Annotated in this window: 11 protein-coding genes; 6 read left to right on the top strand and 5 right to left on the bottom strand. The window is 72.7% G+C overall.

Going from position 1 to position 12,050, the window contains the following annotated elements; all coding sequences use genetic code 11:
* Positions 1 to 204 precede the first annotated feature (204 nt).
* Positions 205 to 2,217 (top strand): DEAD/DEAH box helicase, encoded by a 2,013-nt coding sequence (locus tag ACFVIM_RS11365; RefSeq protein WP_384300453.1) that lies wholly within the window; start codon positions 205 to 207, stop codon positions 2,215 to 2,217.
* A 408-nt stretch (positions 2,218 to 2,625) separates the two neighbouring features.
* Positions 2,626 to 3,468 (top strand): alpha/beta fold hydrolase, encoded by an 843-nt coding sequence (locus ACFVIM_RS11360; RefSeq protein WP_384300452.1) that lies wholly within the window; start codon positions 2,626 to 2,628, stop codon positions 3,466 to 3,468.
* Positions 3,469 to 3,487: 19 nt separating this feature from the next.
* On the opposite strand, the gene ACFVIM_RS11355 is transcribed toward ACFVIM_RS11360, so the two are convergent.
* Positions 3,488 to 4,447, bottom strand: a complete 960-nt coding sequence (locus ACFVIM_RS11355; protein WP_384300451.1) for an NYN domain-containing protein — start codon at positions 4,445 to 4,447, stop codon at positions 3,488 to 3,490.
* 153 nt (positions 4,448 to 4,600) lie between these two features.
* Between ACFVIM_RS11355 and ACFVIM_RS11350 the strand changes: the two genes are divergently transcribed.
* Positions 4,601 to 4,753 carry a hypothetical protein gene (locus tag ACFVIM_RS11350; protein ID WP_384300450.1) on the top strand — a complete coding sequence of 51 codons (153 nt, stop codon included), beginning with the start codon at positions 4,601 to 4,603 and terminating at the stop codon, positions 4,751 to 4,753.
* Positions 4,754 to 4,828: 75 nt separating this feature from the next.
* Here the strand turns inward: ACFVIM_RS11350 and ACFVIM_RS11345 are convergent, their stop codons facing one another.
* From ACFVIM_RS11345 to ACFVIM_RS11330, 4 genes are all read right to left on the bottom strand, one after another.
* A complete protein-coding gene (locus ACFVIM_RS11345) occupies positions 4,829 to 5,434 on the bottom strand; it encodes a MarC family protein (RefSeq protein WP_384300470.1) in 606 nt (201 codons plus the stop codon).
* Positions 5,435 to 5,543: 109 nt separating this feature from the next.
* On the bottom strand, positions 5,544 to 6,413 hold the full coding sequence (locus ACFVIM_RS11340; RefSeq protein ID WP_384300449.1) for a PHP domain-containing protein: 870 nt from the start codon (positions 6,411 to 6,413) through the stop codon (positions 5,544 to 5,546).
* Between the two features lie 220 nt (positions 6,414 to 6,633).
* Complete coding sequence (locus ACFVIM_RS11335) at positions 6,634 to 7,272, bottom strand: DUF6758 family protein (RefSeq protein ID WP_384300448.1); 639 nt, start codon at positions 7,270 to 7,272, stop codon at positions 6,634 to 6,636.
* 288 nt (positions 7,273 to 7,560) lie between these two features.
* On the bottom strand, positions 7,561 to 8,166 hold the full coding sequence (locus ACFVIM_RS11330) for a suppressor of fused domain protein (protein ID WP_384300447.1): 606 nt from the start codon (positions 8,164 to 8,166) through the stop codon (positions 7,561 to 7,563).
* A 467-nt stretch (positions 8,167 to 8,633) separates the two neighbouring features.
* Here ACFVIM_RS11330 and ACFVIM_RS11325 point away from each other — a divergent pair, with 467 nt between their 5' ends.
* The 3 genes from ACFVIM_RS11325 (at position 8,634) to ACFVIM_RS11315 (ending at position 11,993) form a co-directional block, all read left to right on the top strand.
* Positions 8,634 to 9,758, top strand: a complete 1,125-nt coding sequence (locus tag ACFVIM_RS11325; protein ID WP_384300446.1) for a magnesium and cobalt transport protein CorA — start codon at positions 8,634 to 8,636, stop codon at positions 9,756 to 9,758.
* A gap of 461 nt (positions 9,759 to 10,219) precedes the next feature.
* The gene (locus tag ACFVIM_RS11320) at positions 10,220 to 11,377 is read left to right on the top strand and encodes an abortive phage infection protein (RefSeq protein ID WP_384300445.1); all 1,158 of its coding nucleotides are present in this window, start codon (positions 10,220 to 10,222) and stop codon (positions 11,375 to 11,377) included.
* Between the two features lie 88 nt (positions 11,378 to 11,465).
* Positions 11,466 to 11,993 (top strand): hypothetical protein, encoded by a 528-nt coding sequence (locus tag ACFVIM_RS11315; RefSeq protein ID WP_384300444.1) that lies wholly within the window; start codon positions 11,466 to 11,468, stop codon positions 11,991 to 11,993.
* The last annotated feature ends 57 nt before the right edge of the window (positions 11,994 to 12,050 follow it).

Genomic DNA, 12,050 nt, shown 5'->3' with positions numbered 1-12,050 from the left:
ACGGCCATCCCACGGCCGGTCACCCCACGGCCGGTCCGTGTACATGTTGCGGTACGACCCCCGCGTTCGCCTCGCGCCGCGTCTCACAGAAGAGGCAACACCCTGACTACGCAGATTACGACTTTCCGGGATCTGGGCATTCTGGCCGAGACGGCGGAAGCACTCGAAGCCGTCGGCATCGTGAACCCGTTCCCCATCCAGGAGATGACGCTCCCCGTCGCGCTCTCCGGCACCGATGTGATCGGCCAGGCCAAGACCGGCACGGGCAAGACGCTCGGTTTCGGCCTTCCGCTGCTGGAGCGCGTCACCGTCCCCGCCGATGTCGAGGCGGGCCGCGCCGAGCCCTCGGAGCTCACCGACTCCCCGCAGGCGCTCGTCGTCGTTCCCACCCGTGAGCTGTGCACGCAGGTCACCAATGACCTGCTCACCGCGGGCAAGGTACGGAATGTGCGCGTGCTGGCGATCTACGGCGGCCGGGCCTACGAGCCCCAGGTCGAGGCGTTGCGTAAGGGCGTCGACGTGATCGTCGGCACCCCTGGGCGTCTGCTCGACCTCGCCGGTCAGCGCAAGCTGGACCTCTCCAAGGTGCGCGCGCTGGTGCTCGACGAGGCCGACGAGATGCTCGACCTGGGCTTCCTGCCGGATGTCGAGAAGATCATCCAGCAGCTGCCGGCCCGTCGGCAGACGATGCTCTTCTCGGCGACCATGCCGGGCGCGGTCATCGGCCTGGCCCGTCGCTATATGTCGCAGCCCACGCACATCCGCGCCACCGCGCCGGACGACGAGGGCGCGACGGTCGCCAACATCACCCAGCGGGTCTACCGCGCCCACTCCATGGACAAGCCGGAGATGGTCTCCCGCATCCTCCAGGCGCGCGGCCGCGGCCTGGCGATGATCTTCTGCCGGACCAAGCGGACGGCGGCGGACATCGCCGAGCAGCTCGCCCGCCGGGGCTTCGCCTCGGGCGCCGTCCACGGCGACCTGGGCCAGGGCGCCCGTGAGCAGGCGCTGCGGGCGTTCCGCAACGGCAAGGTGGACGTGCTCGTCTGCACCGACGTCGCCGCGCGCGGCATCGACGTCGAGGGCGTGACGCACGTCATCAACTACCAGTCGCCGGAGGACGAGAAGACCTACCTCCACCGCATCGGCCGCACCGGGCGCGCGGGCGCCTCGGGCACGGCGGTGACGCTGGTGGACTGGGATGACATCCCCCGCTGGCAGCTGATCAACAAGGCGCTCGACCTGGGCTTCCCCGAGCCGGTGGAGACGTACTCCACCTCTCCGCACCTCTTCGAGGAGCTGGAGATCCCCGAGGGCACCAAGGGCGTGCTGCCGCGTGCCGAGCGCACCCGCGCCGGTCTGGCGGCGGAGGAGGTAGAGGACCTGGGCGAGACGGGCGGCCGCGGCCGTCGTTCGGCCAAGGTCGTCGAGGAGCGCCCGGTCCGGACCCGTACCCCGCGTCAGCGCAGGCGTACGCGGGGCGGTCTGGCGGCCGACGGGACGACCGAGGAAGGCGCCGTGACCGCGGTGACCACCGAATCCGCGAGCTCCGTCGCGACGGCGCCGACCGGCGAGGCGGCGGCCACCGAGCCGCGCACCCCGCGTCGTCGCCGCCGTACGCGGTCGGGCGCGGCGGACTCCGCCGTGGCCACCGTGACCGCGACCGCTCCGGTGACGGAGGCCGTGGCGCCGGTGACCGAGGCTGTGACGCCGGTGGCGGAGGAGACGGAGGAGTCGGCGAAGCCCCGTCGTCGCCGTACCCGTACGGTGAAGTCCACCGCGACGGTCGCACCGCAGGTCGCGGACACCGTGACGGCACCCGCCGAGACGGTCCAGGCCCTGACCGACACCGCCGAGACCGCCGAGGTCAAGCCGCGCCGCACCCGGACCCGCAAGGCGACCGCCGCGGCGGAGACCACCGCCACGGCACCCGCCGAGAGCGTCAAGGTCCCGGCCGAGAGCGCCGAGACCGCCGAGGTCAAGCCCCGCCGCACCCGGACCCGCAAGGCCGTGGCGGCCGAGGCGGGCGCCGCGCCCGCCGAGGTGACCGCCGCGGTTCCGGCCGAGGCCGCCGAGACCGCCGAGGTCAAGCCGCGGCGCACGCGCGCCCGCAAGACCGCGGCCGCGCCGGAGACCACCGCGACGGCGACCGAGGCCGCCGCGGAGGTCAAACCCCGCCGTACGCGGACTCGCAAGGCCGCGCAGTCGGAGTCCTGACCGGACCACCGACCGCCGCTTCCGGGCCCGGCTCCTCTCTCCGAGAGGGGCCGGGCCCTCGGCGTTTCCGCGGGATCGGTCCGGGTCAGGGGGCGGGGGCCGGTGGTGCGGGGGTCACTCCCCAGGCCGTGCCGGGCACCGCCCATGCCGCCCGGCACGGATGGGGTGCCTCCGTGCCGCCGGGTACCGGGGGAATCGGCGACCGGCGCCCCCGCGGGGGCCACCCCGGGCCGCCAGGCCCGGAGGCGGGGTCAAGCCCCACCCGAGCCCCCAGGCCCGGCGGTGGAGGAGGCCAGGTCACGCGAGCCCGCACGATCCGTCGGAGGCGCGCTCGGGCCCGGCGCAGGGGCCGCTCTCCTGGCCCCGCTCCTGGGGACCGCCGGGGCCACGGGCGCTAGCCTCACTTCCATGAGCCGTCCGCCGACCTTCACCCCGCCGCCCTGCGCCCGCGCCACGACCCTGCGCACCGAACGCGGTGACTTCGCCGTCCTGGACGCGCGGCCCGAGGGCCCGGTCACCGCGACCGCGCTGCTGCTGCCCGGATTCACCGGCAGCAAGGAGGACTTCATCGCGATGCTCAAGCCGCTGACCGACTCCGGCTACCGGGCGGTCGCGATCGACGGCCGGGGGCAGTACGAGACACCGGGGCCCGACAGTCCCGGCGCCTACACCCAGGACGCCCTCGCCCGCGATGTGCTGGCCCAGGCCGCGGCGGTCGACGCGGGGCCGGTGCATCTGCTGGGGCACTCGCTCGGCGGGCAGATCTCGCGGGCCGCCGTGCTGCTGGACCCGGAGCCGTTCCGGACGCTGACACTGCTCTCCTCCGGCCCGGCCAGGGTCACCCTGGACCAGCGGGAGAAGGTTCGGCTGCTCAGCGACGCGCTCTCGGTGATGGGGATGGACCAGGTGTGGGACGCCATGAAGGCGCTGGACCCGCCGGAGGAGGCGGAGACCGACGGCGCCGGGCTGCGCGCCCGCTGGCTGCGCCACCATCCGCTCCAGCTCACCACCACCGGCCACCAGCTCACGGTCGAGCCGGACCGGGTGGAGGAGTTGGCGGCCCTGCGCGCGCTGCCCAAGCATGTGGTGAGCGGGGAGCGGGACGACACGTGGCCGCTGCCGCTGCTGGACGCGATGGCGGAGCGGCTCGGTGCGGACCGTACGGTGATCGCGGGTGCGGAGCACTCTCCGAACACCGACCGTCCGGTGAAGACCTCCGCGGCGGTGTCGGCGTTCTGGGACCGCCACTGACTCTCCAGGCCGGCGGCCCTCAGAACTGTCCCTGGAGATGCCCCCAGAACCCGTCCCGCAGCGCCCGTCGCAGCACCGCGTGCCCCCGCAGGGAGCGCTGGAGCAGCCGCTCGGCCTCGATCAGCAGATCCTGGTCGACCGGTCCGGGCAGATAGGGGTGGCCGGGCAGGAGTTCGGCCATGGCCTCACGGCCGCGTTCGCCGAGCCAGGTGGCCGCGATCCGGGCTCCCACGAAACGGACCTCGTCCCGTGAGGGAGGCGGTCCGGCGGCCGCGCCCTCGCGCTCGAACTCCGGGTACTCGTACATCGTCACCGGGCGCCGGGTGACATAGGGGCGGCAGAAGTCGAGGTCGAAGACGCGCTGGCTGTCGACCTCCCAGAGCAGGGGCTGCGCCTGGTTCCGGCCTTCGCCGGCCTCGATGCCCCACAGATGGACCCGGGCTCCATAGCCCTGGGCCGCCTCGACCGCCGAGACCAGGTCCTCGTCGCCGCCGACGAGGGCCGCGTCGCTGATGGCGCGGTGCCGGGCGAGGGATTCGAGGTCGGTACGGATCAGGGAGTCGACGCCCTTCTGCTGGTTGTTGGCGTTGAGGTTGCCCAGGCGCACCTTGACGTCGGGGAGGTCGGCGATGGCCTGCTGCTCGGGGGTGTGGATCCGGCGCCGGGCGCCGTCGTACCAGTAGACGCGGAGCAGTCTGCTGTCGGCGAAGATCGTGCGGGCGGTGTCGATGAACGCCTCGATGATCCCCTCGGCGTCGAGGTCGAAGGAGCGCCGGTCCTCGGTGCCCGCGACGAGCAGACCGGCGGCGGCGTGGAGATAGCCCGCGTCCACGAAGATCGCGTGGGTGGAGGGGGTCTTGGAGACTTCGGCGAGCATCCGCCGGAGCAGTGCGTTGGTGGCCTCCAGCCGGGCGTCGAGGGACATGGCGACGGCCGCGTCGGGGGTCTGGAGCTGCGCTGGGGTTTCGGTGTCGTTCATACGCCGACCATTGTCAGGGAGCCCACGGTGGCCCGCCAGTATTTAGCCAAGCGAAGATTTTCCTTAGTGTAGGGAATGTTTGCATGGGCCACGCCTGTTACAGAGTGAGGACAGCAGTTCTCCGAACAGGAGGATCAGACGAAGGGAGAAGCCGTGCGCTTCGAGATCATGCGCCTGGACGACACCGACGGCACCGCCGTCGAGAGCACCGTCGTGGACGCCGCCTCCGTCAACCGGATCGTTCAGCAGGCGGCGGCCATCGGTGAGCGCCTCTACATCCGCCCGGCCGAACCCCCCGCCGCGTAACCCGCCAGACGCGCCGCGCCCCCGTACGGACCGTTCCGTACGGGGGCGCGGCGCGTCAGCCCGTCAGCGTATGGCTCAGCCGCCGCGGACGACCTGGGTGACACCGTTGATGATCTGCTGGACGGCGATGGCGGAGAGCATCATGCCCGCCAGCCGGGTGACCAGCACCACACCGCCGTCCTTGATGACCCGGATGATCAGCAGCGAGTAGCGCATGGTCAGCCAGAGGACGATATGCATCGCCACGATCGCGCCCCAGACGGCCGTCTGCTGCGCGGCGCTGTCGGCGTTCTGGACGGCGAGGATCACCGACACGATCGCGCCGGGCCCGGCCAGCAGCGGCATGCCCAGCGGCACCAGCGCCACATTGACGTCCTTGGTCTGCTTGGGCTCGTCCGTCTTGCCGGTCAGCAGGTCGAGCGCGATCAGCAGGAGCAGCAGACCGCCCGCGATCATCAGCGCGGGGACGGACACATGGAGGTAGTCCAGGATCTGCTGGCCCACGAGACCGAAGAGGGTGATCACGCCGAAGGCGACCGCCACCGCCTGCCAGGCCATCCGGCGCTGGATCTTGGCAGGGCGCCCGGAGGTCAGGGCGAGGAAGATCGGCGTGATCCCGGGCGGATCCATGATCACGAACAGGGTGAGGAAGAGCGAGCCGAAGACGGCGAGGTCGAACACGATGAGCCTTGCGGGAGAGGTGAGCTGAGGGAGGTCGGCACGCACGCGCCCCGTCGGACACGACGGGACCGGGCTCCGATGAGAAACGGCGGAGAAGCGGCGGGAAAGCCTAGGCGGAGAGGGGTCCACCGGCGCCGGGCACCGGGAAGGCCCCGGTGGCGCGTCGGGTGATCTCGCCGTAGATCTCCGGGTCGGTGGTGTACTCACCGAGCCGGACGTCCTTGCGTCCGCCGTGGTAGTCGCTGGAGCCGGTCGTGAGCAGCCCCAGGTCGGCGGCGAGGGCCCGCAGCCGCTCGCGGGTGGGCCCGTCGTGGTCCATGTGGTCGACCTCGATGCCGTCGAGCCCGGCGGCGGCCAGTTCCGCGATGGCGGAGTCGGGCACCGTGCGCCCGCGCTTGGCGGCGCCCGGGTGGGCGAAGACGGCGACCCCGCCCGCGGCCTTGATCAGCCGGACGGCGGTGAAGGGGTCGAGTTCGTGCTTGTGGACATGGGCGCGGCCGCCGTCGGCGATCCACTCGGGCGTGAAGGCGTCCGAGACGCTCGCCACGATGCCCAGCTCCACCATCGCGGTGGCGATATGCGGTCGTCCCACCGAGCCGTCCCCGGCGATGGCGGCCACCCGTTCCCAGGTGACCGGGGCGCCCAGCTCGCGCAGCTTGTCGACCATGGCGCGGGCGCGCGGCACCCGGTCGTCCCGCAGCAGCTCACGCTCACGCAGCAGCTCGGGCTCGGCGGGGTCGAAGAGGTAGCCGAGGAGATGGAGGCTGATCCCCTCGTACGCGCAGGAGAACTCGGCTCCGGTGACCAGCGTCAGCCCGGTCCCGGGGAGCGCGGCGAGCGCCTCGGCATGGCCGCGGGTGGTGTCGTGGTCGGTGAGCGCGACGACGTCCAGTCCGGCGGCGGCGGCGTTGCGTACCAGCTCGGCGGGGGTGTCCGTACCGTCCGACGCCGTGGAGTGGGTGTGCAGGTCGATGCGCACGAACTGACTCCCGGCGTGAGGGGTGGACAGAGGACGGCCAAGTGTATCCGGCACCGACCCGGCGCGACGACGGCGGCCGTCCGGGTACGGGCCCCCGCGCCCCGCGCCACCAGCGGTGATGCGACCCGCCTCGCCCAGGCCATACGAAAACGTACAGGGCCGTGCAGGGCCGTAACCGGGCTCCCGGCGCGGGCCGCGGACCCGTGACGGGACCGGCGCTCTACGAGAGCAGCCTCGGCGACAGCGCCCCGCACGGCACCAGCTCGACCTCCGCGCCCGCGTCCCGCAGATCGGTGAGAACCAGTTCGTCGTACATCAGCAGCCCCGACCGCTCCGGCCAGACGATCGCCCACAGCCAGAGCCCCCGGGCCTCCCCCGCGAAGACCGCCCGGTCGTCCGGAGCGGCGGTGATATGCCAGAGCGGGGTGGGACGTCCGGCCGCGAGCATCTTGACCTGCGGCGGCCGGGAGGGCTGGATATGCGGTCCCGGGTCGGGGCCGTCCACCCCGGCGAACCGCGCGCCGAGCCCGACGCCCATCTCCTCGGCGATCAGCAGCAGTTCACCGATGCCGCCGAGCGGCCCGGGGCCCGAACAGGTGACGGCGGTGGCCCGCCCGCCGCTGCGGTCGTCCCCCGCGTACGCCACCCCGGTGAAGAGCCAGCCGACCGGCAGCGGCCAGGGCATCCACACCGGCACCTGGGCCCGGTGCACCACCACACCGAGGGCTTCCACACTGGGCGGGATCACGGGCTGGAGGGGCTGGATGGCCCCGTGAACATCACACTGCCAGGAGTCGGCGAAGAGTCCGGGCGCCCTGACCCGGCCACCGCACTTCGGGCAACTGGGTTCGCCCCTCATAGCGCTCCACGGTCCTATCCGTCTGTCGTCGCGTCAAGGACGATCACCCGTCCGGCGTGTGCGCCGGAGCGCGGCGGTACCGGAGGGCGGGCGCCCGTCCCCGTCGGACGCGGGGAGGTCAACCGGGGAAGTTCCTCAACATAGCGCCGTCCGCCCGGTGCGCGCGCCCGGCGGCGGCCGGGGCGCTCCGGCGGGGCGCTGTGGACGGTGATCCGGTACGAGGGCGGGGCGAGCGCGGTGTCTGGGTGCCGGGGGCCGGGGGCCGGAGGAACCCGTACCCGGACGGTGTCAGCCCGGGTCGAGGGGGACCGAGGTGCGGCGGGGGTCGCGCAGATCCGTGCCCGCGGCCAGCCAGCGTTCCTGGAGCGCCCGCGCGCCGTGGACCCGCTTCCAGGCGCTCTCGTTGGGCGTCATCGGCAGCAGCGGGAGGAACCGGACCGGGTCCTTGGGGGCGTCCAGTTCCAGGTCCTCGACCAGTCCGCCCGGCTCTCCCACCAGGACCGAGGTGAAGGGCGCCGCGGGCCACAGCGGCGCCCCGGTGTCCAGGGAGGCGCCCGGTGTCACCACGACGCCCTCGACCTGGGGGGAGGCCGCGAGGACCGCGAGCGGTCTGAGGACCTGGTCGGTGTCGGCCAGTCCGCCCCGTACGGACAGGACCAGTTCGGCGCGCGGGCCGCGGACCGGGTCGGCGAGGGCGGCGGTGGGATCGGCCATGGGGCCGGCGGACATGCCGAGGGTCGCGTATCGGACAACGTCACCGCCGTCCTCCGTACCCCCACGAAAGCGGAGGACCTCGATCCGGTCCGTACCGAGGAAGGTCACGGAGGCCCGGGCGTCCGGTTCGCCGAGCGCCGTACGCAAACGGGCCTCGACCAGAGCGAGAACTTCTGCCATCCCGCGAGCATAAAACGCTCATCACGCGGGCAAGCACAGGGATTGATCTCCAGTCGGCTGATACTCTTGGCCGCTGGTCGGGATTGCGTGCGAGAAGCACGAGGCGGCGGCGCGGTAGAGCGTCGGCGGCCGGTCCCGGCCCACGTAGTCCCTCACGGGGGACCGGCCGGAGGAGGTGGGGTCCACGGTGGATCGAAGTCGACCGTGCAGTACCAGCCGCTCTTCCGTACCGCCTCGCTCCCGGTGAACTGAGGGCCTCCTCACCGAGTGACCCCCGGGGTTCCTCTCTCCCCGGCACCGTCCGAGCACGGCACATCGCATGACGGAAGGGCACGTCCCCTCGTCTGTCCGTAGCGAACGCCGTCACCGCACGCCGGGTACCGCCCGCTCTGTGGACGTCAGCGCACGTCCTCATTCCGGGCTGTGCCGTGCCGCGCCCCGACGGCCTCTCCGTGAAGGAGTCAGCCATGTCGATGATCCGTGACCTCCGCGCCGTAGTCCGCCCGTCGCTGCGCAAGAGCAGCGCGCCCTACCCCGCCTACGGCGCGACCCACACCCCCCACGACCCCTCAGCCTCCAGCGCCATCGTGGACTGCGCGGTCTACCGCGACGGCCGGCGCCTGGAGAGCGAGACCACCCACTCCCCCCGTGAGGCGATGCTCCGGGTGCGGGAGGGCGGCGGCTTCGCCTGGATCGGGCTGCACGAGCCCACCGAGGAGGAGTTCGCCGGGATCGCCGCCGAGTTCGGGCTGCACCCGCTCGCCGTCGAGGACGCCGTCCACGCCCATCAGCGGCCCAAGCTGGAGCGGTACGACGACACCCTCTTCACCGTCTTCAAGACGGTCCACTACGTCGAGCACGCCGAACTCACCGCCACCAGCGAGGTGGTGGAGACCGGCGAGGTGATGTGCTTCACCGGCCGGGACTTCGTGATCACCGTCCGGCACGGCGGCAAGGGCTCCCTGCGCGCCCTGCGGCACGGGCTCCAGAAGGACGCCGAACTGCTGGCGAAGGGCCCCTCGGCGGTCCTCCACGCCATCGCCGACCATGTCGTCGACGGCTACATCGCGGTCGCCGCCGCCGTCCAGGACGACATCGACGAGGTCGAGATCGATGTCTTCTCCGCCCCCGCCAAGGGCGGCAAGCGCGGCAGCGACCCCGGCCGGATCTACCAGCTCAAGCGGGAGGTGCTGGAGTTCAAGCGGGCGGTCACCCCGCTGCTGCGGCCGATGCAGCTGCTGAGCGAGCGGCCGATGCGGCTGATCGACCCGGACATCCAGAAGTACTTCCGCGATGTCGCCGACCACCTCGCCCGGGTCCAGGAGGAGGTCCTCGGCTTCGACGAGCTGCTGAACTCCATCCTCCAGGCCAATCTCGCGCAGGCGACGGTGGCGCAGAACGAGGACATGCGCAAGATCACCTCCTGGGCGGCGATCATCGCCGTCCCGACGGCGGTCTGCGGGATCTACGGCATGAACTTCGACTACATGCCGGAGCTGGGGTGGAAGTACGGATACCCCATGGTGCTCACCGCCATCGGCGTCATCTGCTTCAGCATCCACCGCATGCTCAAGCGCAACGGCTGGCTGTAGGTTCCGGCGGCTCACGGGCGGCCGCTGGGGCGCTTCGGAGAGCGGCTTCAGGGCGGCTTCAGGGCGGCTTCCCGGCGGCGAGGGCCCGTCCCGGCGGCGGCCTTCCGCGGGCCGCTCCGGTGATCACCGTCGGTGCCCCCCGGTGGCCATGGGCGTCGTCGGTCGCCTCACTGATCGCGCGTTCCGTCTCCGGCCCCGGGCCCGGAGGGACAGTCCCGGGGCCCGGAGAGGCCACCCCTCGGGCCGGGAGAGACCGCCCCAGGCCCGTCTTGGGTCCCACCGCTCACACCCCGGGCCCTCCTTTGGTCCGTCCCGCGCGTCCGCGGATTCATCCGTACGTCATCCATCGGCGACCTTCGGCCGACGGCGGACCGGTCCCGTCCGCACCAGAGTGGGCACCGCCGGAGGCCGGACCCGGCACAGACCCGAGGGAACGGAACGGCGACGGAGGGGCATGGACCATGATCAAGCTGGAGATGAGCAGGGCCGGATTCCTGGCGGCGGCCGGGGCGGCGGGGGCCGCCGCCCTCGGGGCCGGGGTCGTCGCCGCCCCGGCCGCCACGGCGCTCGCCCCCGGACCGGAGCGGGGACACGGCGGCCGGGGGGTCCGCTACCGGGGGGTCTGCTACACCCTGGTCGACGGCGAGAGCCCCGGCACGGCGTGGAGCGCCCGGCGCATGCGGCACGATGTCCGCGCCATCGCCCGCGAACTGCGCGCCAACTCGGTCAAGGTGACCGGTGACGGTGTGGAGCGGCTCGCGTCCACCGCCTCCGAGGCGGCCGAACACCAGCTGCATATCTGGCTGGAACCCACTCTGACGGACCGGCCGCAGCGGGAGACCCTCGACCATCTCGCCGAGATCGGCCGCCGTGCCGAGCGGCTCCGCCGGCAGGGCGCGAACGTCGAACTGAGCGTGGGCTGCGAGTTCTGGCTGCTGGTCCCCGGCATCGTGCCGGGCGCCACCGTGCTGGACCGGATCAAGACGCTCCAGGACGGCACCTTCGACCCGGTCGATATGCAGCGCAAGCTCGACGACTTCACCGCGCGGGCGGCGGCCGTCGGCCGGGCTGTCTTCCGGGGGCGGCTGAGCTACGCCGCCGCCCAGCACGACGAGGTGGACTGGCGGCTCTTCGACATCGTCGGCATCGACTACTACTCGTTCTTCGCCGACCCCGGGCGGTACGCCGATGAGCTGCGGCGCTTCCAGCGCTGGGGAAAGCCGCTGGCGATCACGGAATTCGGGACGTGTACGTACGAAGGGGCGGCGGCGGCGGGCGGCATGGGCTGGGCGGTGGTCGACTACGACAAGCGGCCGTACGAGATCATCGGCGACCTCGTCCGCGACGAGCGGGCCCAGGCCGCCTATCTGACCCAGGTGTTCGGGGTCTTCGAGCGGATGGGGCTGTACGCGGCGATGGCCTTCGAGTTCCTGACGGCGGACGCCATCCACCGGCCCGACTCCCCCCGCCATGACATCGACATGGCGAGCTACGCGCTGGTGAAGCCGCTCAGAAACGACCCGGCCGACCCGGCCTCGGACTGGCACTGGGAACCGAAGGAGGCGTTCCACGCGCTGGCGTCGCGGTACGGGGCGTATGACCGGCGCGCGGCCCGCTGAGACGGACGGCGGCGGCTGGACCGCACGGCCCCGGACAGACCCCCACGAGGGGGAGGGAACGCTGTGCGCGGGTCGGTAGGCTGCGGGCATGACGGAACAGCTACTCGGCCAGGCCCTCGTCGAAGAGGCCACCAAGAAGTCCGGGCTGATCTGGGTCCGGGGCGACGGCCCCGAGCGGGCGCTCTGGCACGCCTGGCACGACGGCGCGGCCTACCTCGTCGGCGACGGCCCCGGCGAGCAGCCGCTGCCCGGTCTCACCGACGGCGGCACCGCCCGGGTGACCGTGCGCAGCAAGGACAAGGGCGGGCGGCTGGTCGCCTGGACGGCCCGGGTCAGCGCGGTGGCGCCGGACAGCGAGCCCTGGGAGGCCGTCACCACCGAGCTGAAGGGCAAGCGGCTGAACGCCGTGGACGCCGAGCGGATGGTGGAGCGCTGGTCCCGTGAGTGCCGGGTGCTGCGGCTCACCCCCGAGTCCTCGACGACCGAGCTGCCGACGTCCTCGCTGGCGGCTCCGCCGCCCGCCACCCCGGCGACCACGCGCCACCCGATCCCGGCGGCACTGCCCCGGCTGCTGCTGGGCCGCGGCAGGAAGCGGTCCTCGAAGCGTCACGCGTAGTACGGGGGAGATGTCACGCGCGGTACGGGGGAGGGGGAGCCGCGCACCCATGGGTGC

The organism is Streptomyces sp. NPDC057638 (genome assembly GCF_042800315.1).
GTDB lineage: Bacteria > Actinomycetota > Actinomycetes > Streptomycetales > Streptomycetaceae > Streptomyces.
The sequence above is the reverse complement of the archived record's forward strand: the minus strand, read 5'-3'. Positions and strand labels throughout refer to the sequence as shown.

What these genes read in the sequence shown, in the direction of transcription:
- ACFVIM_RS11335 (WP_384300448.1), bottom strand. Translation starts at nt 7,272, where the DNA reads ATGAGGGGCGAACCCAGTTGCCCGAAGTGCGGTGGCCGGGTCAGGGCG.
- ACFVIM_RS11330 (WP_384300447.1), bottom strand. Translation starts at nt 8,166, where the DNA reads ATGGCAGAAGTTCTCGCTCTGGTCGAGGCCCGTTTGCGTACGGCGCTC.
- ACFVIM_RS11355 (WP_384300451.1), bottom strand. Translation starts at nt 4,447, where the DNA reads ATGAACGACACCGAAACCCCAGCGCAGCTCCAGACCCCCGACGCGGCC.
- ACFVIM_RS11320 (WP_384300445.1), top strand. Translation starts at nt 10,220, where the DNA reads ATGATCAAGCTGGAGATGAGCAGGGCCGGATTCCTGGCGGCGGCCGGG.
- ACFVIM_RS11315 (WP_384300444.1), top strand. Translation starts at nt 11,466, where the DNA reads ATGACGGAACAGCTACTCGGCCAGGCCCTCGTCGAAGAGGCCACCAAG.
- ACFVIM_RS11365 (WP_384300453.1), top strand. Translation starts at nt 205, where the DNA reads ATGACGCTCCCCGTCGCGCTCTCCGGCACCGATGTGATCGGCCAGGCC.
- ACFVIM_RS11360 (WP_384300452.1), top strand. Translation starts at nt 2,626, where the DNA reads ATGAGCCGTCCGCCGACCTTCACCCCGCCGCCCTGCGCCCGCGCCACG.
- ACFVIM_RS11325 (WP_384300446.1), top strand. Translation starts at nt 8,634, where the DNA reads ATGTCGATGATCCGTGACCTCCGCGCCGTAGTCCGCCCGTCGCTGCGC.